This window comes from Streptosporangium sp. NPDC051023, from assembly GCF_040689595.1.
Taxonomy (GTDB): domain Bacteria; phylum Actinomycetota; class Actinomycetes; order Streptosporangiales; family Streptosporangiaceae; genus Streptosporangium.
The window spans coordinates 20,592-46,133 of record NZ_JBFBCE010000068.1; the positions used below are offsets into that span (position 1 = coordinate 20,592).

The window sequence follows — 25,542 nt, forward strand, 5'->3', positions numbered from 1 at the left end:
GGCGAAGTCGATCGGGCCACTCATTGAACGTCTGTAACCCAACGTCACGACAGTTGCCGGAAAGTGACATGACGGTCACCCAGGGGAAGTAAAACACTCCATAGGGTAGCCATCAAGGAATGCCGTGCCGCGCCCCTAGATTGTTGTGGCTACACAACGTGATGATCTCTGTTCGCTCCGGCTTCAGACGGAAGGGCCCACGGCATGGGTGCTGTCGATCAGGCGACCACTGGCGGACATCTGGAGAGATACGACGAGCTTCTGGCCCGCGACCCGCTGTCCGCGTTCGGTCTCGTCCGCGAGTGGCTGCGCACCGACTGGCGTGCCCTGTTCGCAGAGCTCCGTGAGCGGAGGCCGGTTCTCGTCACGCCCGCTTTCACGGTCGTGACACGGTTCGCCGACGTCGTCGAGGTGCTCTCCCACGAGGAGGTCTTCACGGTCAGGGCATTCGGCCCGCGTCTCGAGGCCGCGCTCGGCGCCCCCTTCATGCTCTCCAGGGACGCGACCCCGATGAACTGGCACGAGAAAGGGCTGATGCGGGTCATGCTCGCCCCCGGCGACGCGGCGCGCGTGCGCGAGCTGGCGGGGCGTCTCGCGGACGAGGCGCTGGACGCCGCCTGGCCGAGCGGCCGCGTCGAGGCGGTCCACGAGTTGTTCCGCCACGTCGCCCTCGGTGTCTGCGCGGAGTACTTCGGTTTCCCCGGGCCCGATCCGCAGACTCTGTCCAGGTGGACCCGGGCCATCGTCGTTGACGGTTTCGCCAACTTCAACGGCGACCAGGAGATCCAGGCGGCGTCCGTCACCGCGGGCGCGGAGATGACGGCCCACCTGCGCGGCAGGCTCGCCGAACGCAGGGCCGCGCTCCGGTCCGGGCAGGAGCCGCCCGACGACGTCTTCGCCAGGCTCGTCGGCACCGTCCTGCCTCCCGAGGTCGCCGTCGATGACGAGCGTGTCGTGATCAACATGGCCGGACTGCCCCTCGGGTTCGTGGAGAGCGGCCCCGGAGCCATGGTCGAGGCGGCCGAGCAGCTCATGCTGCGCCCCCGGGTGCTCGCCCTGGCCGTCGAGGCGGCCGCGGACCCCGATCCGGCGCGCTTCGACGGCTACGTCTGGGAGGCCCTGCGCTTCAACCCGTTCTTCAAGCTGCTTGCCCGGGTGTGCCGGCGCGACCACGTCCTGGCCGCGGGCACCCCGCGCCGCACCGTGATCCCCGCGGGCACGCTCGTGCTCGCGGCACCCGCCTCCGCCGCGTTCGACGCCGACGTGGTGACCGAGCCGGACGAGTTCCGCCCCGACCGGCCGGAGCACCACCGGTTGTTCTTCGGCCATGGCCATCACGCCTGCCTCGGCGTGCACCCGGCCAGGGTCGTCATCTGCGAAGCCGTACGGCGACTGCTGCTGCGCCCCGGTGTGCGCCTGCTCCCGCCGCCGGAGGGGGAGGTCGTCCGCTCGCACGGGATCTTCCCTGACCGGTTCGTGCTCGGCCTCGGCCGCGAATCCGGCTTCGGTCATGATCCCGGTCTCGGTCATGATCCCGGTCTCGGTCGGGAAAGGAGGGAAGGATGACGACGGCGCGGAGCATCGCGACGGACGGGGTCGCGAACCGCCTGCGGTTCCTCGCCCTGACCGGCGGACGCCCTTTCTGGGACCTCGTGCAGGCCATCGAGCCCGTACGGCGCCGCGTCAACGCCTCGCTGATCGACCACGCGATCCGCGAGATGCCCCCGCGCCCGGAGCCGCTGAGCACCATGGCCGACTACACCTCCTGGGCCTCACTGACCGACCGCACCTACAGCGGCAGACACCTGCCACCGGTCCCGGCCGACGAGAGCGGCAGGCCAACCCCGGAGCGTGCCGCCGACCTCTTCACCCGCGGCGACACCATGGTTCCCTGCCCCCGCTCGACCGTGCTGTTCGCCTACTTCGCCCAGTGGTTCACCGACGGCTTTCTGCGCGGCGACACCCACGTCCCGCGCGACCCCCGCAAGAACACCTCCAACCACCAGATCGACCTGAACCAGCTCTACGGCCTCCACGAGGAGGTGACCGCGGCCCTGCGCACGTTCGAGGGCGGCCGGCTGAAGAGCCAGCTCATCAATGAGGGGGAGTTCCCGCCGCCCCTCTGCGAGAACGGCAAGATCAAGCCGGAGTTCGCCCCGCTGAGCGTGATCCGCTTCTCCGAGCTCACCGACGCGCAGCGCGACACCCTGTTCGCCACCGGCAGCGACCGGGGCAACATCCAGATCGGCTTCACCATGCTCACGGTGTTGTTCCTGCGCGAGCACAACAGGGTGGCCCGCCTGCTGGCCGGATACCACCCGCGCTGGGACGACGAGCGACTGTTCCAGACGACACGGAACATCCTCATCGTGCTGCTCATCAAGCTGGTGGTCGAGGAGTACATCAACCACATCACGCCCTATCACTTCCGCTTCACCCTCGACTCCCGGCTCTCCACGATGCTGGCCCACGCGCCCTGGCACCGGGAGAACTGGGCCTCGGTCGAGTTCAACCTGGTCTACCGCTGGCACGGTCTGATCCCCTCCCACCTGTCGGTCGGCGACCGCGACCTGCCGATGGCGCAGACCCTGGTCGGCGCCGCGCTGCTCCCTGGGCCGGGTCTGGGCAGGCTCTTCGACGACGCCTCCCGCCAGCGCGCGGGCCGCATCGGCCTGTTCAACACCGACCCTGTCCTGCGGGAGGTCGACGTGGCGAGCATGGCCGAGTCGCGCGCCCTCGACCTGGCCCCGTACAACGGCTACCGCGAGCACTGCCGCTTCCCCAGGGTGCGCGGCTTCGAGCAGGTCTCCGGCGACGAGAGGGTCAGCGGGGCGCTGCGCGAGCTCTACCGGGGTGTTGACGACCTCGACCTGTACGTCGGCCTGTTCGCCGAGGAGCCCGGATCTCCCGACGCCATCCTGCCACCGCTGCTGACGAAGATCATCGCCATCGACGCCTTCTCCCAGGCGCTGACCAACCCGCTGCTGGCCCCGAGGGTGTTCAACGCCGCGACCTTCTCCCCGCAGGGGCTGCGGGTCATCGCCGCGACCCGCACGCTCTCCGACGTGCTGCACCGCAACGTTCCCGAGGATCCGCGGCCCCGCTTCGTCAGCATGACCCGCAGGACCGAGCCGTGAGCGGGGAGAAGGACGGGGACGCCGCGCTGCTGCGCGCCGCGGCCCGTGAGCTGGCCGACATCGGGGTCATGATCCGGGAGGCGTCCGTCCACGCGACGGCCGCGCTCACCGAGGGCGCCGCACTCGGCGCCGTGGCGCGTGCCCCCGCCGCGGGCTGCCTGGCCCAGCGCGCGCTGCTGCGCGCGGTCACGAACGGCCGAGGCCTCGGATACGCGTTTTCCGGCGGCGTGCTGGGCACCCTGGCGGCCAAGCTCGGCGCGATGGTGGGCGGGGAGAGCCTGGCCGTGCGGGTCCTGGCCACCTCGTTGCGGCTGCGCATCGCCGCCGTCGCCCTCGACCACCCCGAACTGACCGGCGACCCCATGCTGGCCAGGCTCGTCGAGGCCGCGGCGGCCGACCGCGACCTGGAGGCGGTGCGCGCGCTGCGCGTCCTGCTCAGGGACCGCGGCGCGGTGCGTACGCTCAGCGAGCTCGCCCCGGTCTTCGGCGAGGTGCTCGCCCTGCGGGCCCTGCTGGACGAGAACCCGCTCAACGACGCCACCGCCTGGCTGATCGCGACGGGAAAGGGCTACGCGACCGCCGACCCGATCACCGGCATGAGCAACAGGGCCATCGCGGTCCTCGACACGGGAGAGGGGGCCGCGCGCCGCGTCGACCTGGCCGCCCTCGAGTCCGCGCGGCTGAGCCGGAGCGGGTCGCTGCTCGGCTTCCTGCGCAACATCAGCCTGCTCGGCACGACGGGACGAATCCTCATCCAGAGCGTCGAGGGCCAGGACGGGGTGACGCGCCACATCGTCCAGGCGCCCGGAATGCAGGCCGGACAGCCGGACAACGACTCGCCCCAGGACCTGCTCGGCGCCTTCAGCAGCGCCGTGCTCGACAGCAGCCCGTACAGCCGTGCCCTGGCCAGGGCCGTCGACGACTACGGCCTGCCCCACGGCGCCGAGCTGGCGCTGGTCGGGCACAGCGCGGGCGGCGCGGCCATCATGAACCTGGTGCAGGACGCCGGGTTCTGCGCCCGCCACACCGTCACCCACGCCGTCGCGGTCGGCTCGCCCATCGACTTCAAGCGGCCCGCGGATCCGCGCACCTGGATCGCCAGCGTCACCAACCAGCACGACATCATCCCCACCCTCGACGGGCAGGGCGCGGGCGGCTGCTTCGACCTGCATCCCGACTGGTACGTGGTCGACTACTCCGACCCCACCCACCTGTTCCCGCTCTGCCACGGCATCGAGCACTACATCGCCAACCTCGCCGACGACCTGCCCGAGGCCCATGCCCGAATCGACGGGCAGCTGACGCCCTATCAGGGCCGGGTCGTGCGGTCGCAGGCCTACCAACTGTTCGACCGCGCCCCCTGTCCCGAGGGTTTCCCGTTCCTGACCGTGCCCACCTACCCGGCCGAGACCCCGGGGGGAACGATCGAGCTGCCGGTCAGGTGCCAGGACGGCGGCGCCCTCACCGCGTACTTCGCCGCGGAGCAGGGCGCGGCGGCCGACCTGCTGAAAGGGACCGGGCTCGGGCCCGCCGTACGGCTCGCGGGACGGGCCCTCGTCGTGGTGCACGCCTCATGGAACCGGCGGACCAGCCTGGGGGCCTACCGTGAGGTCCACCTCGGGGTCGTGGTGCCCGACCCGTGGCGGCCAGGGTCGCCGCGTGTCTGGCCCGACCTGCCGCGTGGCGCCGACCGGCGGCGTTCGGGCAGCTTCATGGCCGGTTCCATCGTTGACACGGGCCTCGCCTGCGCGGTGGCGCCGCGGCTGTGGGGTGGCGAGCCGTACATGGCGCCCGTGGAGTTCGAACTCACCGACCGGGCCGCGCGCGTCGCGGTCGGCGGACTCGAAGACCGGCTCCTGGTCCTGAGCGGGTCCCTCGGTCCCTGGCTGCCCGCGAGTGACCGCGACCTGGTCGGCTACATGCGCAGCGCGGACGCCACGCTGCGCTCGTGCGTGCGGACCAGCGGCCCCGGCCGGGTGCATCCCGCGCCACGGGTGCGGCTGACCGTCGGGCAGGCGGCTCACCCGCTGGCCGGCAGGCTTCGTGAGCTGGGGCTCGACGGTGCCCGCCCGTTGCTGTGCCTTTCCACCCCCGTTCGCCAGACGCTCCAGGACGCGTGCGTCCCGGTGCCGATCGGATGATCGCAAGACCGGAGGATCGGATGCCCGCCGTACCCGAGGGGATCGCCGAGCACGCCGCGATCCTGCGGTCCGACGCCCGCGTGCTCGCCGAGTGTGCCGAACGTCTGCGCGAGATCGAGGCCAGGCTTGAGGCAGCCGGCGTCGCACCGCCGTGGCTTCGCACGTCGATGGAGGCGCACCTCGCCGCCTGCGCCGCGGCCTCCGATGATCTGACACAGGCCGCGGCCACACTGCGCCACTACGCGGAGCGCACCCGCCCGTGACGTGCCCGCGTACGCGGAGCGAGCCCGCCGCGGCCGGCCCGTGCCCGGTCGTCGCGGGCGGGTCCGTGGGATCCGGGCGGCGCGGGAGCACCGGTGGCGGGACGGCACAAGGGACGCCAGGACAAAGGGGGCCACCCTGGCTTGGCCCCGAGCACGTAGCCTGCGCGGAGAACCCTCGGAGAAGCTCAGGGGGGTCGTTCGTGAAGCGTGAGGAGTCTCTTACATGCGGGTCTACATGTCCATCGACATGGAGGGTGTCGCGGGAATCGCCACCATGGACCAGGTGGTCAGGGGTGGTCACGGGTATCCGGCCGCGCAGCGGCTGATGACCGCGGAGGCCAACGCGGCCATCGCGGGCGCCTTTGACGCGGGCGCGGAGAGCGTCCTGATCAACGACAGCCACGGCACCATGGACAACCTGATCCACGAGGAGCTCGACCCCAGGGCCAGGCTCATCTTCGGCTCGCCCAAGCTCGACTGCATGGCGGAGGGAATCAGCGCCGACCACGACGTGGCCCTCTTCCTTGGCTATCACGCCGCGGCGGGTGAGCCCGGCGTGCTCGCGCACACCTACTCCTCGCACTTCACCGAGGTTCGCCTCAACGGCCGCGTCGTGTCCGAGGCCGAGGGTAACGCGCTGCAGGCCGCGGCGGTCGGCGTCCCCGTCGGGCTGGTCACCGGGGACGACGTCATCTGCGCCACCATCGAGGCCCAGTTCCCTGGGACGCGGACCGTCGAGGTGAAGACCGCGCACGGTGTCTTCGCCGCCGACAGCCTCTCCCCCTCGGTGGCGCGCGAGCGCATCAGGGTCGCCGCCGCTGAGGCCGTCACCAAGGCCGGCGACCTGCAGCCCGTCCAGATCCCGGACGAGCTGCGCCTGGAGATCGACATGCCGAATGCCGCCGCGGCCGAGCTTGGCGCGTTGATCCCCGGCATCGCCCGTACCGGCGACCGTACCCTTGAGGGCAACCTGACCAGCCCGCGCGAGGTGCTCGGCGTCATCTCCATCTGCTACGAGCTGGCCGCGAGCACGACCAAGGCCAGGGCGATCCTGTACGACCGTCGCTGATCGGGACCGGCGCCCCCCTGCCTGGCGGGCTCTGCCCGCCGGGCTCCCGGGGCTTCCGTGACCCCAGGGCCTCCAGAGCCGGATCGCGGGGTCAGGTAAGGCAGCCGACGTACGCGAGGGCCTGCTTCAGCAGGACGCCGTGCCCGCCCGGCATCTCCTGCTGCACCAGCGGCGACGCCGCCTCCTCCGGGGTGAACCAGACGAGGTCGAGCGCGTCCTGCCGAGGACGGCAGTCACCCACGACCGGGACCACGTAGGCGAGGGAGACCGCGTGCTGCCTGGGGTCGTGGTACGGCGTGACCCCCCGCGTCGGGAAGTACTCGGCGATGGTGAACGGCTGCGGAGAAGCCGGGACGCGCGGCAGGGCCACCGGGCCGAGGTCCTTCTCCAGGTGGCGGATGAGCGCGTCACGGACGCGCTCCTGGTGAAGCACACGGCCCGAGACGAGAGCGCGGCTGACCGTGCCGTCAGCTCCGATGCGCAGCAGCAGGCCGACATGCGTGACCACCCCCGCGTCGTCGACCCGCACGGGTACGGCGTCGACGTAGAGGATCGGCATCCGGGCACGAGTCGACTCCAGCTCTTCGGGAGAAAGCCAGCCGGGCGTGGTTTCGGTCATTTCGGTCATTGATCGATCGTACTTCGCAGTCGACGTGCAGACACGGAGGCGCTGTGAAGTCGTGGCGAACCGAGTAAGCGCAGGTGGTAGGGGTGTGGCCGGACTCCTGACGTCCGAGGGGCGACGGGGGCCTCGCCGGGCCGTCCCCGGCCTCGGAACCGGTGCCCTCATCGCGTGCGAGGCCGCCTCGGCAGGGGAGCGGCGGTGCGTGAGTTTCGAACAGTCTCCGGGGGCGGTGGAAAACGGCTGCCCTTCCGGGAGTTTTGGTCGGGTCACATGAATTCCGGCCTGGCGGCGGGCGAAGGTGTCCTTCGAGGTTTTTCCTGGCTTTTCTTGATCGGTATTAATTTCTCGTCGAGCCCGACTGGCCTTCATGTGTGAATTGGTGTATTGACTCGCCGGCGGTCGGAGTGATCTGGCTGGTCGGTGCCCATGTGCTCGATGGTCGAAGGTGAACGGGCGGCCGGAAAGGGCGCATTTTCACGGGGCCTCCACCGGGGCGTGGCCAGGCCGGATATTTATTCGAAATTGCTTGATGATGGGAATTCCCTTCACTCGAAGTGAGTGCGTGGCCTACTCTTCCGGCAGGTGACGTCACAGAAGATTCCATGTTCGGATTCGTCGGTGCTCACAAAGGAAGGACTTCCATGAGTCAGTCCACGATGCGCGAGTTCCCCAGTGCCAGACCCGATCCGTTCACCCCTCCCAAAGAGCTTGCCGAGTTTCGCGAAGGACCGCCGAGCCGGATCCGGTTTCCGGACGGAAACGAATACTGGTTGCTGAGCCGCTACGCCGACGTACGGGCGGTGCTGGCCGACGCGCGGTTCAGCGCGGACGACACAAAACCCGGTTTCCCCCAGATGCTGGTGGCGGCGGAACCCGGCCAGCTCTCGTTCACCCGTATGGACAACCCCGAGCACAACCGCCTCCGCACCATGGTCATCTCGGAGTTCAGCGTCCGCAGGGTCGCCACCATGCGGAAGTGGATTCAGCGGATCGTCGACGAACTGCTGGACGGGATGGAGAGGGCCAGGGAGAAGGATCAGGGCCCGGTCGACCTGGTCCGGATGTTCGCCGTGCCGCTGCCCACGAGGATCATCTGTGAGCTTCTCGGTGTGCCGTACTCCGACCACGAGTTCCTCAGGTCGCGCAGCGCGACGGTGATCTGCTCGACCGATCCCGAGGTCGCGGTCGCTGCCAACGTCGAGCTCTTCGAGTACGTCGAGCGGCTCGCCGTCGACAAGAAGCGAGCCCCGAGCGAGGACGACCTTCTCGGCCGTCTGGCGATCCGCGCCAACCAGGGCGAGCTCACCCACAAGGAACTGGTCGCCATGGGGCGCGCGCTCCTGGTCGCCGGGCACGAGACCACCGTCCACTCGCTCTCCTTGGGCGTCCTGGCGCTGCTCAGCCACCCCGACCAGCTTCGGGCCCTGCGCGCCGACCCGAACATGCTCGCGCCGACCGTCGAGGAACTGCTGCGCTACCTGACCATCACGCAGGGGCCCATGGCCCGGATGGCGCTGGAGCCGGTCGAGGTCGGAGGCGTCATGATCGGCGCGGGCGAGGGGGTCATCATCTCCCTGCTCTCGGCCAACCGGGACCCGGAGTGCGTCGCCGCGCCCGACCGGCTGGACGTCGGGCGCTACCAGGGGCATCACTTCGCGTTCGGCTTCGGCGCGCACCAGTGCATCGGGGCGCCCCTCGCCAAGGCCGAGATGGAGATCGGCATCGACCGTCTCTTCTCCCGTTTCCCCGACCTCAGGCTGGCCTGTGACCTGAAGGACCTCAACTTCCGGGACGAGGCGCCCGTCTACGGCATCCACGAACTGCCGGTCACCTGGTGATCTCGGCCGCGCCCTGACGACCGTCTCCGGGAGCCGACCACCGCCGGCCGAACGTCATCCGGCGGCCGGTGGTGGCACGGCTTCCGCACGTGACGAGGTCACATGTCCGAGCCGGAGGAGAACATGACCGGCCGGACCTCGACGGCCAGCCCGTCGACCCGGGCGTCCGGAATCTGGGACGCCAGCTCGACCGCGCGCTCCGTGCTCTCGCAGTCCACCAGGTAGTAGCCGCCCATGTAGTTCTTCGTCTCCTGGTACGGCCCTGGCTTCACGGACATGACGCCGTCGAGACTCCGCACCACGTTGCTGTTGGCCGGGTCGGCCAGCGCGTGCGTACTGATCAGCTCCCCGGACTCGGTGATCATCTTCATGAAGTCGCCGTGCCCGGTCACGACCTCGGTCCTCTCCGCCTCCGGCATGGACTCCCAGACGTCGCGGTTCATCTGCATGATCAGTAGGAACTTCATCTTTGATCCTCACCATCCCGGGTGCCGGGGCAGCACCTTCTCACAGGACCATGGCGGTGCCTCTAGGAGACAGGTCGGAGCTGACGCCGGGTTCTCGACATTCGGGAAGAAACTCCTGATCGGCCAGGCGCCAGCTCAGCACTCCGGCGGTTCGGCGGTCCGGCAGCGGTCCGGTGGGCGCACGCATCCGTCGCCCACCTCAGCTCCGGACCCGTCAGGCCCCATGGACCCGTCAGACCGAGTCCGGGATCGTCGAGGACGGCCGGGATCATGTCACCTCGACCAGATGGTTCCGCGCCTCCGCCAGCCACCGCTCGGCCGCCTCGCCGGTCGCGAGGAGGTCGAGCGACCGACGGCCGCGCCCGGTCGCCAGCAGGCAGAAGTCCCCGGCCGAACCGTTGATCCTCTGCGGTGACCCGGCCGGGCCGAACTCCCAGCGCCCGCCTGAGGGCGCGGTGAGGAGCAGGTGGAAGTCCGTGCCCGGCGGGGTCCACTCGGCCGGACGGTACCCGGCGCTCGAGGGCAGCACCGCGAACTCGACCACGTGCCGGATCCTGTCGGTCAGGTCCCTGCGCAGTCCGAGCGCGTCCGCGATGTCATGACCGTGGCGGAACAACTCGGTCATCGCGGCGCCCGCGAGCACCGTGGCGTTCAGCGGAGCGGCCAGCCACGGCACCGCCTGGCCCGGCGGGACCGCGGCGAGCACGGCGGCGGTGTGCTCGCGTTCGGTGTACCAGCGGGGAAACAGCGCCCCCGGCGGTTCGAGCAGGTAGCCGGAGAGCGACGCGCGGACCCGGGCCTCGACGTCGAAGCGGGGTTGCGAGATCAGCGCGGTGAACGCGACCGGGTCGGAGGCCGCCAGGCCGACCAGCCGGAAGAGGGCGGCCAGGTGGGCGATCTGGTGCCCGACCGTCCAGCCGGACACCGTGGTCGGCGCCGCCCATCCGTCCGCATCGAGATCGACGACCATCCGGTCGATCTGTTCGGCCTCCGAGCGCAGGTCAGCGATCACGTCCAGCAGGTCGGTCATGGTGCAGGTCCTTTCGCCATAGGAAGGTTCGCCGCTGCGGTCGGCACCGTGGCCGGTCGTTGCGGTCTTGGTCTAGGCGACGATCTCCATCTGCGCCATCATCCCGCCGACCGAGTGCTCGAGCATGTGGCAGTGGTAGAGGTAGCGCCCGAGGAAGTCGCCGAAGGTGACCTGGATCCGGACCGAGGTGCCCGCCGGGACCAGCACGGTGTCCTTGAGCCCGGACTCACCGGGCAGCGGCGGGGCGCCGTCGCGGTCCAGGATCCGGAACTGCACCAGGTGCAGGTGCAGGTTGTGGTCCAGCGCGATGTCGGTGTCCAGGTTGGTGATTCGCCAGACCTCCGTGCTTCCGCGCCTGACGCGGGCGTCGACCCGGTCGGGGTCGAAGACCTTGCCGTTGATGTAGGCCGCGCCGCGGACCATGTCGACCTTGAGGGTGATCTCGCGGTCGGTCCGCCCCGCGGGTAGCGAGGGCAGCGCGGGCAGCGGGCGGAGCACGTCGGGCACCCGGCTGTCGTCCGCCGCCCCGGTGACCACGTCGAACCTCAGGACCGGGCCGCTCACGTCGTTCAGGACGACCTTGCCGCCGATCGGGCACCCCGCGAAGTCGACCACGACCTCGGCTCGCTCGCCCGGGGACAGGACCACCTCGTCCCGGTTCACCGGAGCGGGCAGCAGGCCGCCGTCCGAACCGATCTGCGTCATCGTCATGCCGTCGAGACGCAGGTGGAACGTCCGGAAGTTGGACACGTTGAGCAGCCTGAACCGGTACCTGCGCGCGGCCACGGGAAAGTACGGTTGCGGGCGTCCGTTGGCCAGCAGCGTGTTCCGGTTCGGGGTGTCCTCGGGCGCGTAGATCAGGGCACCGTTCTCGTTGAAGTGGGCGTCGGTGAGCATGATCGGTACGTCGTACTCCTTCGAGGGCAGCCGCAGGCGTCTTTCATCCTCGCCCTCGAGCAGGTAGAACCCGTGCATGCCGCGGTAGACGTGCTCCGCCTCCCGGTGGTGCGTGTGGTCGTGGTACCAGAGCGTCGCCCCCGGCTGATTGTTCGGGTACTCGTAGTACCGCGACCGGCCCGGTTCGATGAGGTCCATCGGGTAGCCGTCGTTGCTCGCGGCCACGTGCCCGCCGTGCAGGTGTGTGTTCACCGCCCGGTCGAGCCCGTTGCGGTAGCGGACAACGACCCGCCGCCCGCTCCTGGCACGGATGGTCGGCCCGACGAAGCCGCCGCCGTACCCCAGCACCTCGGTGCGGATCCCGGGGAGCATCTCCACGGAGGCGGGCTGGATGTCCTGCTGGTAGACGTCGACGTCGCGGTGCGACGCCACCGGCGTGAGCACGCGTGGCACCGGCATCCGCACGCGGAACGGGGCGACGGGGGGCGAGGGGCGGCCGGGCGCCGTACCGTGCGCTGTGCCGTACGCCATGCCGTGCGCCATGTGGCCGTGCGCGCCGAGGCTCGTGTTCGCCGCGGCGCGGGTGGTCCCGTTCTGCGGGAGCAGCAGCGTTCCGCCGACCACGCCACCGAGCGCCAGACCGCCGGCTGTCAGCAGGCGTCGTCTGTTCAACATCTGGTCCCCAATCGGTTCTCTCGCCGGGCGGCGCCGGGAATCGCCCTCGAAATGACGGCGAAGAAGTCCTCGGTCCCCTGTGAGGCGGGGAGTTCGCTCTCGTGAACGGTCGAGCCAGGAGGCCTGCCAGTGCACCGTCCCATCTCGCGGGACGGGCTGCATCTCGCAGGTTGCGCTGTCGCCGGGCGGCGGAACACGGGGACCGTGCGGTTATCCGGCGGACGCGTTCCCCGGGGACCCGGGCGCCCGCTGTCCGGCGGACGCGTTGGGCGCGATGTCTCCGCGGAACCGCCCCGACGGATCGAGGCGCGCGCGGACCCGGTCGACGGCCGCGACCTTCTCCTGGCTCAGGTGGCGCTGGGGCTGAGTGACGTTCTCGACGAACGAGGGCGCGGTCAGGCCGGTGTCCCACCGGCCGAGCGCGGCGCGCACCCGTGCACAGTGGCCGACCAGGATGTCCGGCGTGAGCCCGCCGAACGGCACACCCCCGCCGATGTAGGCGAAACGCGCGTCGAGGCGGTCGAGCGCGCCCCCCTCCCCGTCCGGTACGGCCAGCGCCCCCCCGAGCTGGCGCAGCTCGGCGTTCGTCAGCGGTGACCCGGACCCCTCGCCGACCAGGGCGAGGAACTCGGCGATCGCCTCCTCGGGCAGGTCGCCGAGCAGCATGTGGTCGCCGAAGATGGGGAACGGCTCGGTCGGGTCCATGTGGGTCCGCACCACTTCCCTGGGCGTGGCCTCCTGCCAGGTGTCGAACACCGGTTCCGCGACCGCGCGCAGCGGCCCGAGCAGGTCCTCCGCGAGCCGCCCCGCGGCGGCGGGGTCATCGGCCTCGCCGAGCACGACACCGTCGACGCAGAGCACCGTGCCCGCGCGCAGCGGTTCCGGGATCTCCGGCAGCGAGGGCAGGTTCATCACCCGCAGGGTCGTGGTCACCTTCCGGGGAGCGTCCCGCGTCCAGCGCAACCACAGCGGCAGCAGCCTGTGCGCGTGCGCGGCAGGCCAGTAGGCGGCCCCCGTGACCACCCGCTCGGCCGCGAACAGGTCGATCTCGACCGCGGTGACGACGCCGAACCCGCCGCCGCCACCCCGCAGCGCCCACAACAGCTCGGGATCGGAGGAGGCGTCCGCCCTGCGCAGCTCACCGTCGGCGGTGACCAGCTCGATCGCCCTGACGCTGTTGGCGGCAAGCCCGGTGTGCCGCCCATAGAGGCTCACCCCGCCGCGCAGCACGTACCCGGCGACGCCGACGAGCGGGGAGGAGCCGTGCGGTGCGGCCAGGCCGTACGGCGCGGCGGCCTCGACCACCTCGCCCCAGCACGTCCCCGCGGGCACACGGGCGACGCGGGCACGTGGGTCGATGTCGACGCCGCCGGGCAGCAGCGTTCTGAGCAGCAGCGCGTCCTCCATCGGCCCCGCGGTGGCCGAGCCGTGCCCGGTCGTGTGCACGCGGACCCGCAGGTTCTCCGCGACGGCGTAGGCGATCGCGGCACGGATCTGGCCGACCGTGCGCACCGTCGCCGCCGCCGCGGGAGCCGCGGGCGCGGCCAGGTTGAAGACCTGTGTCGCGGCCTCGTACCTCGGTTCCCCGTGGCGGGCGATGCCCGTTTCCTGCTCGTCGACGGTGGTCATGGCGGTGTTCCTCCAGCGCGGTTCCGGTGCCGACGGACCTGGCCGTCAGCGGGCGGCGAAGTGGACCCGGGTGAACTCACGGTTCGCCACGGTGGGCAGGAAGACCGCGAACCCGGAGTGGCTGTGCAACATGGACATGTCCCGCCACACCCGTTCGAGGCGTTCACCCTGGCGGACCGAGCTCGAACCGGCGGTCGGGAACAGGTAGCTCTCGACCGCCGTCCAGCAGAGCCTGATCGTGTGACGGCAGATCGTCGTGATCCGGAGGTCCTGCTCGCGGGTGAACGCCGCGGGCCCCTGGGCGCAGAGGTCGCGCCACTGCTGGATCGCGCCGAACACCCCCGCCTCCGCCGCGGCGATCATGCCTGAGGCCTCGGCGTACCAGAACTGGTAGTCGGGGTCCTCGGCCCGGCCGACGATCGGCGGGAGCAGGGTGTTCCTCGAACGCATCAGGTCGCCGTAGACGTCCAACGCGCCCCGGGCGATGCCAACGGCCAGCGACGCGATCTCCAGGACCATGTAGCTGAGCGGGCCGCCGCCGTACTCGGGGTTGCCGTGCAGGTCACGCCCGGGGGTTCCACCGGTGACGGTCGCCTCGCTGAGATGCACACCCGGCAGCGCGAAGGCGGCGGGCAGACGCCCGTCCTCGACGGTGATGCTGTGCGACCCGCTGCCCTTGAGACCCAGCTGCCGCCCCCAGTCGTCGAGGCGCCGCCACTGGCTCCTCGGGGCGATGAACAGCATGGGCGCCGGGGGCTGGTCCTCGGCGGGCCGTACCAGCGCGTGACCGATGAAGTGCGTCGCGTACGGCGCGCCGGAGCAGTAGTTCCAGGTGCCGTTGAGCACCCAGTCCCCTTCCGCGGTGCGGACGGCGGAACCGCTGGGCACGATCGTCGCGGGGCAGATGAAATCGCCGTCGCGGAAGATCTCGGCCTGCGCCTCCTCACCGAAGAGCGTGGCCGCCGCGATCGCGTGGGTCGCGCCGAGGCAGTACATCCAGGCCGTCGAGGGGCAGCCGCGCGCGAGCGCCATCGTCACGCGCATGAAGGTGTCGATCCCGAACTCGTAGCCGCCGTAGCGGCGGGGCACCAGGATCCGGTAGAAACCGGCCGCGGCGAATTCCCTGTGGGTCTCCTGGGAGTAGTAGGTGCGGTGTTCCGTCTCGCTCTGGCGGCCGACCAGCGTCGGCGCGATCGCCTCGGCCCTGGCTATCACCTCGAGCGGCGTGAGAGCGGGTTCCGGCGGTGCCGGAAACCCCTGTCCGGGAACGTTCGTGACGGCCGTCATCGCGGAGCGGTTCCTTCCTGTTTGGCCTGTCTGGCCTGCGGGCGGGAGAGTTCGTGGTCAGCTCAGCCGGAGCGGGGCGTCCGGCGCGGCGACCGCCTCCCCCAGCACACGGCGGTACTCGGAGACCATGTCGCCGATCGTGCTCCGGTCGTACAGGCCGCTCTTGTACTGGACGCTGCCCACCAGCTCGCCGGTCGGATGGAGGTTCAGCGTCCACAGCGCGCCGTCCGGCACGTCGGAGCCGATGGGCTGCTCCAGCAGCCGCATCCGCACCTCGGTGTACTCCAGGTCTCCGATCACCTCGCCGTCGAGCACGAACGGGAACGGGAAGACCTGGAAGACCCAGGGCGCCCTGTCCGGTTCGACGGCGGGGCGCATCAGCTCGGGGGCCTGCTCGAAGATCCGCAGGGTCGGGATGTCGTGCGAGTAGCCCTCAAGGCAGGTCGTCCTGGTCCGCTCGACGATCTCGCGGAACGTCCGGCATCCGGCGAGGTCGGTCCGCAGCGGCAGGAAGTTGAAACAGGAGCCGACCATGTCCCCGAACCCGTCGCGCTCGCGGCCACGCCCCGGGGTGAACGTCGGCACCGTGATGTCGGTGCGGCCCGTCCGCCGGTGTTCGAGCAGGCTGAACGCGGCGAACAGCACCATGAACGGCGTCCCGCGCACCGCCTTGGCGAGGGCCGTCGTCCCGGAGATCACCTCCGCGTCGACCAGGAAGCGGTGCACCGACGTCTCCTGCACGGCGGCGGCCGACCTGGGCCGGTCGGTGCGCACGGTGAAGATCTCCGCGCCGCGCAGCTTCCGCCGCCAGTACTCGTGGTCGACGGCCGCGGTCGCGCCGGCAGAGCCCGCCAGCTGCCACCGCGCGTACTCCCGGTATTGGCGCGTCGCGGGGAGATCGGGGAAGGTGCCGTCGCGGCGCGCGGCGTAGCGGTGGGCGAGGTCGCGGATGATCAGCCGCATGGACCAGCCGTCGGTCGCCGTGTGGTGAGCGATGATCACCAGGATCGCGTCCTGGTCGTCGAACCGGCCGAGTACGGCCCGCAGATGCGGCAGCGACCGGGAGTCGATCGTTCCGGCCTCGACATCGTTCAGGAGGGTCTCGACCACCTCCTCGCGCAGGGCGGGATCGGTCCCGGAGAGGTCCTTGACCACCAGCTCGGCCGAGCACGGGGGCAGGACCTCCTGGTGACGCGTGCCGTCCTGCGTGGCTATCCGGGTGCGTAGCGCCTCGTGCCTGGCCACGACGTCGTCCAGCGCCCCCCGCAGGGTCTCGTCGTCGATCCCGCCGCGGACGCGCCAGCCGTGGACGAGGTGGTAGCGCGGGCCGAACGGGCCGCCGCTCTCGCCCTGGTCGAAGAGGCAGACGAACTCCTGGTTCAGGGAGAGGGGAATCCCGCCCGCCTGCTCGCCGGGCGCCGGTGAGGTCTCGGGAACGGTCATGTCGTCCGGCTCCCCTTCACCGCAGCGGGCGGGCGAACGCCCGCAGGTCGTCGACGAGCAGCTCCGGTTGCTCCATGGCCGCGAAGTGGCCGCCGCGGTCGAACTCCGACCAGCGCGACAGCGTCGGCAGGACCCGTTCGGCGAACGAGCGGACGGGCAGTACCGCGTCGGAGGGGAAGACCGCGACCCCCACCGGGGCCCGCAGCGGCCAGGGGCCGCCCCAGGTCCGAAGGAAGTCGGCGGTGAGATGGTTGGACTCGTAGTAGAGCTGCGCGCTCGATCCGGCCGAGGCGGTGAGCCAGTAGATCGAGGCGATGGTCAGCATGTGGTCACGGTCGACGGCGTCCTCGGGCGCCTTCGCCGAGTCGGTCCACTCCTTGTACTTCTCCACGATCCAGGCGAGCTGTCCCGCGGGCGAGTCGGTCAGCGCGTAGGACAGCGTCTGCGGGCGGGTCGACTGGATGTACCGCCAGCCCGCGCCGTCCTGCTCGAACCTCGCCGCGAACTCCAGACGCGCGTTGTCCGACGCGCTCAGCTCACCCCACTCGCCGGGGTCCGCGGGCGGGAACGCGGCGAACATGTTGACGTGGACGCCGATGACGTGGTCCGGGTCGGCGAGGCCGACCTCCAGCGAGATCGGCATGCCCCAGTCGCCGCCCTGCGTGACGTACCGCTCGTAGCCGAGGCGGCGCATCAGCTCCGCCCACGCCCGCGCGACCCGGCGGGTCGACCATCCGGCCTCGCCGGGATGGCCGGAGAAGCCGTACCCGGGGATGGAGGGGGCCACGACGTGGAAGGCGTCAGCGGGGTCGCCGCCGTACTTCGCGGGGTCGGTCAGCGGCCCGGCCACCTCAATGAACTCGGCATAGGACCCCGGCCAGCCATGGGTCATGATCAGCGGTACGGCCGAGCGCACCGGTGAGGGCGCGTGCAGGAAGTGCACGTCGACGCCGTCGATCTCGGTGATGAACTGGGGAAAGCGGTTCAGCCTCTCCCGAGCCGCCGCCCAGTCGAAGCCCGTCCGCCAATACTCGGTCAGTTCTTTGAGGTAGTCCAGGGGAACACCGCGCTCCCACCCGGTGCCCGGCAGTTCGCCGGGCCACCGGGTCCCTGCCAGCCTCCGGTTCAGGTCGTCGAGGTCTGCCTGAGGGAACTCGACTCGGAAGGGACGCATCGAAGTGCCTTTCAGTCGGTTCTGCGTGGGGACGGGGGCTAGGCGGCCGGATGTCGCCGCGATCCGCGCAGCACCCGGATGATGTGACGCGGCAGCATGAGCGACGCGGGTGAGTCGACGAGCCCCGCCACCCGGATGAAGGCGTTCGCGAGGCCGGGGTCGTGGACCGCGGCGTCCTGCAGCCTGGCCACGTACGAGTTGACGAACCTGACCTTCGCGGAACGTTTTCCCCTGACCCCCGAGTAGCCGAGGTCGGAACCGGCGGCCAGCTCCCACGGGGAGTCGATCTCCCGGGACACGTCCTGGAAGAACGCCTTCGCCTTCGGGACCGTCCCCTGGCTCAGGTGCCGCCGCAGGACGAGGGATTCGAGCGCGGAGACCGTCATGCCCTGGGCGTAGACCGGATTGAACGTGCACACCGCGTCGCCCATGACGAGCAGGCCGGCCGGGAAGTCGGTCAGCCGTTCGTAGTGCCGCCGGACACTGGCCGGGTACTTGAACGTCACCGGGTCGTCGAGCGGCTCGGCGTCCCTGACGGACTCGTAGATGTCCGGGATCGGCAGGGATTTCGCGAAGGCGAGGAACCCTTCCGGGTCGGCGGGAGGGTGGTCGCCCAGGATGCCGGTGAGCGACAGCTCGACCAGGCCCGCCCCACCGGAGATGGGAAAGAAGAACGCCCCGCGCGGGGTCTCCGGGGTGGCCGCCGGGATGATCGCCAGGTCGTCGCCGAACGGGTCGGAACGCAGCCGGTAGTGCCGGGTCGTGTACGCCAGGTCGATCTTGACGCGTTCTTCCTCGGGCCGCTGGTATCCGAGCTCCTCCAGCCACAGCGGGGTGCGTGAGCCCCTGCCGGTGGTGTCGAGCACCAGGTCCGCGGTTAGCGTCTCGGCCGGAGCGCTCCCGTCGCGCCGCTGCACCCGCGCGCCGGTCACCCGGGTGCGGTCGGGCGTCGTCTCAAGCCCGAGGATGTCGTGCTCCTGGAGGAAGGTCACGTTGGGAATGCCCTGCACCCGCAGACGGACCTGGTGCTCCAGAACGGGCCGGGTGGCCGGAACGCATCTCAGCCCGGAGTGGGACGGGGCGATCCGCCTGCCGTTGAACAGCCAGCGGATGTCACCGTTGAAGTCGCCGGGGCGGACCCCGGCGGCGACCAGGTCCTCGGTGAGCCCGGGAAAGTGTTCCTCCAGGATCTGCTGGCCGCGGGCCACGAGGCCGTGCGCGTGCCGTCCGTGTGGGACCCCGTTGCGGTAGGTCCTCACCCCGGTCAGTTTGTCGCGGTCGACCAGCAGCACCTCGGCGAACCGATCGGAGAGCACTCGTGCGGCCAGTAGCCCCGCCATGCTCCCGCCAAGCACAACCACCCGGGTTCCCGTTTCACGACCCATTGGAGTCACCTCGCAGGTTCCAGAACTCGATCAGGTACTTATCGATCAGGCATGACGAAGCGCGCGGAGAAAAGGGCACGGGAGGAATCGAGGGGTCACTCTGCATGGATTTTCTGTGCTGCCCTGTCCGCCCCTGCATGGTGGCACAGGAGAGGGTGGGGCGACATCTTCTGAATTGCGCTTTCTGTTTTCTCTCGGTGGCTGAACCGGGTTCGCCGGAAAAGGGCGCAATACGGGAGATGAGATTCCCGAGGAACGGGTGTGAAACTCGCCTTTAGCGCCTTCGGCCGCGATCTTCTCTCACCTGGACGACGTTTTTCGGCCCCGGGCGGACGCAGGACGTCGGCCACCGAGGAAAAAAGGTGGAACGAACAGTGACGCAGAAATCCGACGGGGCCGGCACGCTGGTGAGCGGGCCCGAGGAGCAGGAGGACGGGGAAGGTTCCGTCATGTCCCGCGCGCGGCGGCCCTGGTGGCGCAGCCCATGGGTCTACGGGCTCGCCGCGCTCGTCGTCTTCAATCTGATCTACGCTCTGCCGAGATACCTGAGCTTCGACCCGACCCAGTCACGCACCCGGATAGACCCGACCTTCCCTCTGCACTACCCGGTGGTCGTCCTGCACGTCGTCGCGGGAAACCTGGCGTTGGTGACGGTCTTCCTGCAGTTGTTGCCGTGGATTCGCAGGCGTCATCCGGCCTTCCATCGGATGACGGGACGGGTGTACGTGTTCGGGGGGGTCATCCCCACCGCGTTGCTGTCCCTTGTGCTGCTGCCGTACTCGACGGCGCCGATGGGCAAGCTGGGCCTGGCGACGATGGCGATCCTCTGGCTGGCGACGGCCCTGACCGGCTACCGGATGGCGAGGCGGCGCCGCTACATGGAGCACCGCCGCTGGATGATCTACAGTTTCGCGCTGGCCATGGGCACGTCGTGGGGCCGGGTCATCAGCCAGTTCGCCATACCGGGTAAGGGCATCGACGTCGCCGTGTTCTTCGACATCTCCTCCTGGATGGGCTGGGTGGTCAGCCTCGTCGCCGCGTACTGGTGGCTGGAGCGGACCTCTCCGAGGCGCCGGGCCGTCAAGACCACGGTCCCGTCGTAGGGGGCGCGCGGCGGTCACTCGTAGGAGCAGCCAGCGCACACGAGTCCTCCGGTGAGGCGGTCACCGCTCCACCGGAGGACTTTCCCATGCGCGAGCCCTCAGATGTACACCGTGTTGGGTTCGAGGCCGCAGAGGATCCGGCCGTAGAGCTCGAGGTTGGTGTTGGGGTGCATGATGGCGTGCAGGTTCAGGGTCTGCACGTCACGCTCGATGCGCTGGATCGGCACCGAGGTGTAGATGGAGGATCCGCCGCTGGCGGTGTTGAGGATGTCCACCGCCTCCTTCGCCCGCTGGCACACCGCGCCCAGGTCCAGCCTGACGCGGGCGCGTTCCTCCAGCGTCCACGGCTCACCGGTCGGCCCCTTCGTGTCCACCAGGCCCGCCGCGCGGAAGGCGTGGAACTCGGCCTCGTCGATCTTCGTCGTCGCCTCGGCGACCTGGAGATGGGTGAGCGGTGCCTCCCGCTGGCTGTCGTAGGAGGTGTAGCTGATCTTCCGGCCGGGCAGGCGCTCGAAGAAGGCGTCCTTGGCGGCCTTGGCCAGACCGAGCGCCGTCGCGCTGACGGTCGTGCAGGCGGTCGGCATGAACGGGGCGCGGAAGATCGGGGAGTTCGCGTTGAGCTTCGAGGAGATCTGCCCCTGCAGCACCGGCCCCATGGACAGCACCCGCGCCCGCGGGACGAACAGGTCCTGCGCGACGCTGGTGACGCTGCCGGAGCCGCGCAGTCCCGAGGTGAACCAGTCGTCGATGATCTGCAGGTCCGACAGCGGGACCGCGACCATGATCGGCTCGTAGCCGCCGTCGGGGGTGGCCAGGACCGCCGCATTGGTGTTCCAGTGGCTCTGCTGCGACCCGGTGTTGAACGACCACCTGCCGTTGAGCACGACGCCGCCGTCCGTGGGAACGGCGACCGCCGTCGGGCTGAGGATCCCGCTCACCCGGACGTCGGGTGTGGAGAAGACCTCGTCCTGCACCTCGTCGGGGAACAGCCCGACCATCCAGGTGCTGATCGCCCAGACCGCGACGGTCCAGGAGTGCGAGCCGTCGCCCCGCGCCAGCTCCGCCAGCACCTCGACCACGGTGCGCATGTCCGATTCGTAGCCGCCGTACCTGGTCGGGACCCGCATCTTCAGGATGCCCGCGTCCGTCAGGGCCTCGATCGACTCGTCGGGAAGGCGCCTGTTCTCCTCGGCCCTGAGCGCGTTCTTCTGGAGCAGGGGCACCAGTTCCGACGCGCGGCGGAGGAGTTCCCTCCTCGGCGGTACCTCGGTGACGTCCATCGATCCTCCTCGGGAGACTGCGGCAGGTGTCGGCTCACGGCCCGCCCTCGGAGGCCGGCCCGTGCACGTCGACCCTCGCAGTCCTTTTTTCGCGTCGCATCTCTCTGATTGCGCCGTACGCGGGCGACGGCAACGCGGAAGGGAATATCGCAATCGCGAAGATGCGCCGCCTGAGCGCGGTGCACATCATTGGCTGCGAGTTCTTTTTTCTGCGATCCGGGCCGCCCCTGAGGTCTTCGGCCACAGGGTCACGCGTGGAATCTTCCGCCAAGAGACGAGGGGGTATGCCGAATGAACAGCGCCGTCGGCGGCCGGAAAAAGATCGTCATTGATGCCTGGCTGCACTACTACAAGACCCCGCGTTTCCTGGACAGCACCAGGGACGCCATCAAGGGCTTCAACGAGGCGCACCCGGAATACGACGTCAGGCTGCACGAGCACGACTACGTGAAGATGCCCCTCGAGGTCGCCCGCGCGGTCGAGCGCGGCGTCACGCCGACCATGGCCCAGTACTACTCGACCTCGAGCCGTGTCGCCTTCGACATGGTGAAGAACGACGGTTCGCCGCTCTACACCTCGATCGCCGGGGCGATCGGTGGCCGTACGGAGATCCTTGGCGAGCCGGTCGTCGACGGCGACGTCCTGTCGCACGCCCGCTACTACTTCTCGGTCCCCGACGGGCGCACCGCCCTGTCGCCGCTGTCCTCAACGACCCTGCTCTACGCCAACATGACGCTGCTCGAAGCCGCGGGCGTCTCCGAGGTCCCGCAGACCTGGGCCGGGATCGACGCCGCCTGCCGGGCCGTCGCCAAGCTTCCGAACCCGCCCGCCCACGCCATCACCTGGTGCAACCACGGCTGGATGTTCATGCAGGCGATCGCCGCGCAGGGCGGCCTCATCGTCGACCACGACAACGGCCGCTCCGGCGTCGCCGAAACCGCCCACCTCGACTCCGACGAGATGATGGCCTTCGTCGCCTGGTGGCAGCGCCTGCAGAAGGACGGCTACTACCACTACACCGGCACCCTGATGGACTGGGTCGGCAGCTTCGGGGTGTTCGCCGAACAGCAGGTGGCCTTCATGTTCACCTCGTCGGTCGACGCGCCGCGACTGGTCCAGGTCGGCAAGGACAGAGGGTTCGTTGTCAGGGCGAGCAGGCTGCCGTACAACCACGACGTGCCCTACGTCGGCAACGTGCTCGGCGGCGACGGGATCTTCCTGGCCGACGGGCTCGACGAGGCGACCCGGGACGGCGCGCTCGCCTTCCTGCAGTACCTCAACAACCCGGCCAACGCGATCGACCGGCACCGGCGCACCAACTACATGCCGATCACCTACTCCGCGGTCGGCCTCCTGGAGGAGCAGGGCTGGTTCGCCGAGAACCCGCACCGGCGGGTCGCCATCGACCAGCTTGAGGGCTCGGACGACTCACCTGCGGCGCTGGGGGCGATGGTCGGGGAGCTGCCCAGGCTTCAGGATGTGATGACGTACGCCATGCACGACGTGCTGCTCTCCGGCGCCGACCCGGTGGCCCGGTTCGCCCGGGCCAACGCCGAGGGGCAGAGGCTGCTTGACGACTACAACGCGCACCGGGGACCGGGGCGCGACCCCGGCAGCTACCGCGTGCACTGACCCAGCACGACCAGCACGACCAGGAGAGGCCAGGAGAGGAGCGCCGTGAGGTTCGGCTTCGGGCTGCCGCAGGGCAGCGGGTTCGATCTTCGTTACGATGTCGTGAGAGTCGCCAGAGGGGCGGAGCGGGCGGGCTACTCCAGCCTCTGGGTCTACGAGCGGGTGCTCTACCCGCTCGAACCGGCCGACGGCATGAACGGCGTGCCCGGCCTTCCCTGGATCGACCACTACCGGGAGTGCGCGGACGCACTGACCGTGCTCACGCTCGCCGCGGCGGTCACGGACACCGTACGGCTCGGCACCAGCATCCTCGTCGCGCCGTTCTACTCCTCGCTGCACCTGGCGCGGGCGCTGGCGGCGCTCGACCAGGCGAGCGGCGGGCGGGTGATCGCCGGGTTCGGCAGCGGCTGGTCCTCGGACGAGTACCGGGGGATGGAGGCCGACTTCGGTGCCCGTGGCCGGACCCTCGACGAGACCGTCGACGCGTGCCGCGCGTTCTGGGGGACCAACCCGGTCTCCTACCGGGACTCGCGGGTGACCGTGGAGAACGCGCTGGTGAGCCCGAAACCGGTGTCGAGGATTCCGGTGATGCTGGGCGGTGGCCGCTCGGAGCGGGCCGTCGACCGGATCGCCCGCAAGGCCGACGGCTGGCTGCCCTCAGGGCTGCCCGCGCCCGCGGTGGCCGACCTCTGGGCCCGGATCAGGGAGCGGGCAGCCGGGTACGGGCGGGACGCTGACGCGCTGGAGCTCATTCCCCGGGCCGCCGTCGTGCTCTCGGAGACGCCGGGAGCGACGGGCAGGCGGCCGTTCCAGGGGTCGCTCGAGCAGGTGGTCGAGGACGTCGCCGCGCTCGCCGGCGCCGGTGCGGACGAGATCCTGCTCGACCTGACGCCCTCGGCGAAGAACGGCGACGAGCTGCTCGACAGGTCGCTCGAGGTGTTCGAGGCGCTGACGGACGCCAGACTCTGATTGGGGCCGGGCCCGGGGCGTGGCCGTTCTCGCGGGCGCATCGGGAACGTCCGCGGGCCGGCCCGGTCGTTTCCACGGGCGTGCCGTCCGTCAGCCGAATCGGTGCCGGACCGGATGTCGAGAACCCGTTTTCGGCTCCGACTGTAGGTCAGACGGCCCCGACCGGGGTCGCACCGAGGAGGAGACACGTGGCTTCACACACGCTAGGCGGCATTCTGCTGGGCACGCCCGACGCCGATCGGCTTCGCGAGTGGTACATCAAGGCGCTGAACCCCCGGGTCGAGGGGCCGGTCCTGTTCTTCGGCGACGTCGTCCTGGTCTGCGACCAGCGTGACGACGTCGGGGAGAAGAACCCCGAGCCCGGCCGGCAGATCCTCTGCTTCGGCGTCGAGGACGCGATGGCGACGGCCGAGCACCTCAACGAGCTGGGGGTGACCTGGCTGACCGAGGTGGCCGATCGCGAGCAGGCGTGGATCGGCACCCTGATCGACCCGGACGGCAACTACGTCCAGATCGTCCAGCACAAGCACTAGGGACGACCGCCGGTTCCGGCGGCGGCGACCTCGGGCCGTGGTGCGACCGGCCCGAGGTCGCCTGTCGTCGCTCAGCTCCGGGACGGCGCGGCGCGTTTCACCCTCCGGTTCACCCACGGCAGTCCCGACGTGCGGTCGAGCCACCACTGGGCGACCGTGAGGTGCACGATGAAGGGCAGCCAGCCGATCAGCTCGAAGTACAGGTTCATATTGGCGCCGGGGAAGCTCGACACGTATATCCCGATGGGCCTGCTGTAGATGTTCGTCAGCGACAGGGCGAAGCTGTAGGTCATCCAGCGGCGGTGCTCGGCCCACCTTCGCTGCCGTCCCATCCGGTAACCGACGAGCGTGATGACCAGCCACAGGGCCGCGGTGATGTACAGGCCCGCGCTGCCGACCTGGATCCCGCCGTCGCGGGTGTTGCGGATCCGCATCAGGACGATGGCGACGATCGAGGTGGGGACCGCGCCCGCGAAAACGAAGAACCGGCCGCTGATCCGGTGCACGGCTGGGTACCGCCTGCGGATCAGCGGCCACACCTGCAGGCAGGCCGTCACCATCGCGATGGTGGCGGTCAGGATGTGGGTGACCACCAGCACGTAGTGCAGGGGGATGCTCCGTACCAGGTGCACGGTCGCCGTGCTCGGATCCAGGCCGATGTAGGGGCCCCAGATGTAGGTCAGGAATACCGCGACCAGGATGACCAGCGGAATCATCCACGGCCTTCGCCACCACCGCGGCCGGGGCGAACGTCGCCTCGCCCGTTCGGTCAGCTTCCGGTCCAGCTCGATCATTTCGTCGGGCACGTCGTGGACCTCGGGTGCCTTCTCCGACGATTGCGTCACGTCGATTCCCTCTCTGACAGATCTTCGCTGCGGGGAGAGTTCGCCCGCGATGGCGCGCGCCTGATGAACCGGGGAAAGCGGGGACGCCGGAGTGCGTTGTTCGACGCGCCCGGTTTTCGG

21 protein-coding genes are annotated in these 25,542 nt (G+C 70.1%); 10 read left to right on the forward strand and 11 right to left on the reverse strand.

What is annotated here, in order from left to right:
- Positions 1–204 precede the first annotated feature (204 nt).
- The 5 genes from AB0395_RS34155 (at position 205) to AB0395_RS34175 (ending at position 6,610) form a co-directional block, all read left to right on the forward strand.
- Positions 205–1,566 (forward strand): cytochrome P450, encoded by a 1,362-nt coding sequence (locus tag AB0395_RS34155; RefSeq protein WP_366288138.1) that lies wholly within the window; start codon positions 205–207, stop codon positions 1,564–1,566.
- On the forward strand, positions 1,563–3,137 hold the full coding sequence (locus tag AB0395_RS34160; protein WP_366288139.1) for a peroxidase family protein: 1,575 nt from the start codon (positions 1,563–1,565) through the stop codon (positions 3,135–3,137). The genes AB0395_RS34155 and AB0395_RS34160 overlap by 4 nt, the downstream gene beginning before the upstream one ends.
- Positions 3,134–5,278: a hypothetical protein gene (locus AB0395_RS34165; protein ID WP_366288140.1), complete on the forward strand. Its 2,145-nt coding sequence runs from the start codon at positions 3,134–3,136 to the stop codon at positions 5,276–5,278. Before AB0395_RS34160 ends, AB0395_RS34165 begins: the two co-directional genes overlap by 4 nt.
- A 20-nt stretch (positions 5,279–5,298) precedes the next feature.
- Positions 5,299–5,541, forward strand: coding sequence for a hypothetical protein (locus AB0395_RS34170; protein WP_366288141.1), 243 nt, complete (start codon positions 5,299–5,301; stop codon positions 5,539–5,541).
- 223 nt (positions 5,542–5,764) lie between these two features.
- Entirely contained in the window at positions 5,765–6,610 is an 846-nt protein-coding gene (locus tag AB0395_RS34175; protein ID WP_366288142.1) for a M55 family metallopeptidase, read from the forward strand.
- Positions 6,611–6,701: 91 nt separating this feature from the next.
- Here AB0395_RS34175 and AB0395_RS34180 read toward each other — a convergent pair whose 3' ends face one another.
- Positions 6,702–7,238, reverse strand: coding sequence for an NUDIX hydrolase family protein (locus AB0395_RS34180; protein ID WP_366288143.1), 537 nt, complete (start codon positions 7,236–7,238; stop codon positions 6,702–6,704).
- Positions 7,239–7,876: 638 nt separating this feature from the next.
- Between AB0395_RS34180 and AB0395_RS34185 the strand changes: the two genes are divergently transcribed.
- Positions 7,877–9,073 carry a cytochrome P450 gene (locus tag AB0395_RS34185; protein WP_366288144.1) on the forward strand — a complete coding sequence of 399 codons (1,197 nt, stop codon included), beginning with the start codon at positions 7,877–7,879 and terminating at the stop codon, positions 9,071–9,073.
- Positions 9,074–9,171: 98 nt separating this feature from the next.
- On the opposite strand, the gene AB0395_RS34190 is transcribed toward AB0395_RS34185, so the two are convergent.
- From AB0395_RS34190 to AB0395_RS34225, 8 genes are all read right to left on the reverse strand, one after another.
- Positions 9,172–9,540 (reverse strand): YciI family protein, encoded by a 369-nt coding sequence (locus tag AB0395_RS34190; protein WP_366288145.1) that lies wholly within the window; start codon positions 9,538–9,540, stop codon positions 9,172–9,174.
- Positions 9,541–9,808: 268 nt separating this feature from the next.
- A complete protein-coding gene (locus AB0395_RS34195; protein WP_366288146.1) occupies positions 9,809–10,570 on the reverse strand; it encodes a maleylpyruvate isomerase family mycothiol-dependent enzyme in 762 nt (253 codons plus the stop codon).
- A 72-nt stretch (positions 10,571–10,642) separates the two neighbouring features.
- The gene (locus tag AB0395_RS34200) at positions 10,643–12,142 is read right to left on the reverse strand and encodes a multicopper oxidase domain-containing protein (RefSeq protein ID WP_366288147.1); all 1,500 of its coding nucleotides are present in this window, start codon (positions 12,140–12,142) and stop codon (positions 10,643–10,645) included.
- Between the two features lie 210 nt (positions 12,143–12,352).
- Positions 12,353–13,771 (reverse strand): FAD-binding protein, encoded by a 1,419-nt coding sequence (locus tag AB0395_RS34205; protein WP_366288148.1) that lies wholly within the window; start codon positions 13,769–13,771, stop codon positions 12,353–12,355.
- A 45-nt stretch (positions 13,772–13,816) separates the two neighbouring features.
- Positions 13,817–15,058 carry an acyl-CoA dehydrogenase family protein gene (locus AB0395_RS34210; protein ID WP_366288149.1) on the reverse strand — a complete coding sequence of 414 codons (1,242 nt, stop codon included), beginning with the start codon at positions 15,056–15,058 and terminating at the stop codon, positions 13,817–13,819.
- A 57-nt stretch (positions 15,059–15,115) separates the two neighbouring features.
- Positions 15,116–16,501, reverse strand: a complete 1,386-nt coding sequence (locus AB0395_RS34215; RefSeq protein WP_366288150.1) for a condensation domain-containing protein — start codon at positions 16,499–16,501, stop codon at positions 15,116–15,118.
- Positions 16,502–16,517: 16 nt separating this feature from the next.
- A complete protein-coding gene (locus AB0395_RS34220; RefSeq protein ID WP_366288151.1) occupies positions 16,518–17,675 on the reverse strand; it encodes an epoxide hydrolase family protein in 1,158 nt (385 codons plus the stop codon).
- Positions 17,676–17,713: 38 nt separating this feature from the next.
- The gene (locus AB0395_RS34225; protein ID WP_366288152.1) at positions 17,714–19,060 is read right to left on the reverse strand and encodes an FAD-binding monooxygenase; all 1,347 of its coding nucleotides are present in this window, start codon (positions 19,058–19,060) and stop codon (positions 17,714–17,716) included.
- A 374-nt stretch (positions 19,061–19,434) separates the two neighbouring features.
- On the opposite strand from AB0395_RS34225, the gene AB0395_RS34230 reads away from it, so the two are divergent.
- Complete coding sequence (locus AB0395_RS34230) at positions 19,435–20,163, forward strand: DUF2306 domain-containing protein (protein WP_366288153.1); 729 nt, start codon at positions 19,435–19,437, stop codon at positions 20,161–20,163.
- Positions 20,164–20,261: 98 nt separating this feature from the next.
- On the opposite strand, the gene AB0395_RS34235 is transcribed toward AB0395_RS34230, so the two are convergent.
- Entirely contained in the window at positions 20,262–21,443 is a 1,182-nt protein-coding gene (locus AB0395_RS34235; RefSeq protein ID WP_366288154.1) for an acyl-CoA dehydrogenase family protein, read from the reverse strand.
- 291 nt (positions 21,444–21,734) lie between these two features.
- Between AB0395_RS34235 and AB0395_RS34240 the strand changes: the two genes are divergently transcribed.
- The 3 genes from AB0395_RS34240 to AB0395_RS34250 all read left to right on the forward strand — a co-directional run bounded on the left by AB0395_RS34240 (position 21,735) and on the right by AB0395_RS34250 (position 24,577).
- Positions 21,735–23,075 carry an extracellular solute-binding protein gene (locus AB0395_RS34240; protein WP_366288155.1) on the forward strand — a complete coding sequence of 447 codons (1,341 nt, stop codon included), beginning with the start codon at positions 21,735–21,737 and terminating at the stop codon, positions 23,073–23,075.
- Positions 23,076–23,120: 45 nt separating this feature from the next.
- Positions 23,121–24,044, forward strand: a complete 924-nt coding sequence (locus AB0395_RS34245; RefSeq protein ID WP_366288156.1) for a TIGR03619 family F420-dependent LLM class oxidoreductase — start codon at positions 23,121–23,123, stop codon at positions 24,042–24,044.
- Between the two features lie 188 nt (positions 24,045–24,232).
- On the forward strand, positions 24,233–24,577 hold the full coding sequence (locus AB0395_RS34250; protein WP_366288157.1) for a VOC family protein: 345 nt from the start codon (positions 24,233–24,235) through the stop codon (positions 24,575–24,577).
- A gap of 71 nt (positions 24,578–24,648) precedes the next feature.
- On the opposite strand, the gene AB0395_RS34255 is transcribed toward AB0395_RS34250, so the two are convergent.
- Complete coding sequence (locus AB0395_RS34255; protein ID WP_366288158.1) at positions 24,649–25,422, reverse strand: DUF2306 domain-containing protein; 774 nt, start codon at positions 25,420–25,422, stop codon at positions 24,649–24,651.
- Positions 25,423–25,542: the final 120 nt, after the last annotated feature.

Coding starts and splice junctions, on each gene's coding strand:
- AB0395_RS34170 (WP_366288141.1), top strand. CDS start 5,299: ATGCCCGCCGTACCCGAGGGGATCGCCGAGCACGCCGCGATCCTGCGG.
- AB0395_RS34185 (WP_366288144.1), top strand. CDS start 7,877: ATGAGTCAGTCCACGATGCGCGAGTTCCCCAGTGCCAGACCCGATCCG.
- AB0395_RS34190 (WP_366288145.1), bottom strand. CDS start 9,540: ATGAAGTTCCTACTGATCATGCAGATGAACCGCGACGTCTGGGAGTCC.
- AB0395_RS34210 (WP_366288149.1), bottom strand. CDS start 15,058: ATGACGGCCGTCACGAACGTTCCCGGACAGGGGTTTCCGGCACCGCCG.
- AB0395_RS34240 (WP_366288155.1), top strand. CDS start 21,735: ATGAACAGCGCCGTCGGCGGCCGGAAAAAGATCGTCATTGATGCCTGG.
- AB0395_RS34235 (WP_366288154.1), bottom strand. CDS start 21,443: ATGGACGTCACCGAGGTACCGCCGAGGAGGGAACTCCTCCGCCGCGCG.
- AB0395_RS34180 (WP_366288143.1), bottom strand. CDS start 7,238: ATGACCGAAATGACCGAAACCACGCCCGGCTGGCTTTCTCCCGAAGAG.
- AB0395_RS34200 (WP_366288147.1), bottom strand. CDS start 12,142: ATGTTGAACAGACGACGCCTGCTGACAGCCGGCGGTCTGGCGCTCGGT.
- AB0395_RS34205 (WP_366288148.1), bottom strand. CDS start 13,771: ATGACCACCGTCGACGAGCAGGAAACGGGCATCGCCCGCCACGGGGAA.
- AB0395_RS34160 (WP_366288139.1), top strand. CDS start 1,563: ATGACGACGGCGCGGAGCATCGCGACGGACGGGGTCGCGAACCGCCTG.
- AB0395_RS34175 (WP_366288142.1), top strand. CDS start 5,765: ATGCGGGTCTACATGTCCATCGACATGGAGGGTGTCGCGGGAATCGCC.
- AB0395_RS34215 (WP_366288150.1), bottom strand. CDS start 16,501: ATGACCGTTCCCGAGACCTCACCGGCGCCCGGCGAGCAGGCGGGCGGG.
- AB0395_RS34195 (WP_366288146.1), bottom strand. CDS start 10,570: ATGACCGACCTGCTGGACGTGATCGCTGACCTGCGCTCGGAGGCCGAA.
- AB0395_RS34155 (WP_366288138.1), top strand. CDS start 205: ATGGGTGCTGTCGATCAGGCGACCACTGGCGGACATCTGGAGAGATAC.
- AB0395_RS34225 (WP_366288152.1), bottom strand. CDS start 19,060: ATGGGTCGTGAAACGGGAACCCGGGTGGTTGTGCTTGGCGGGAGCATG.
- AB0395_RS34220 (WP_366288151.1), bottom strand. CDS start 17,675: ATGCGTCCCTTCCGAGTCGAGTTCCCTCAGGCAGACCTCGACGACCTG.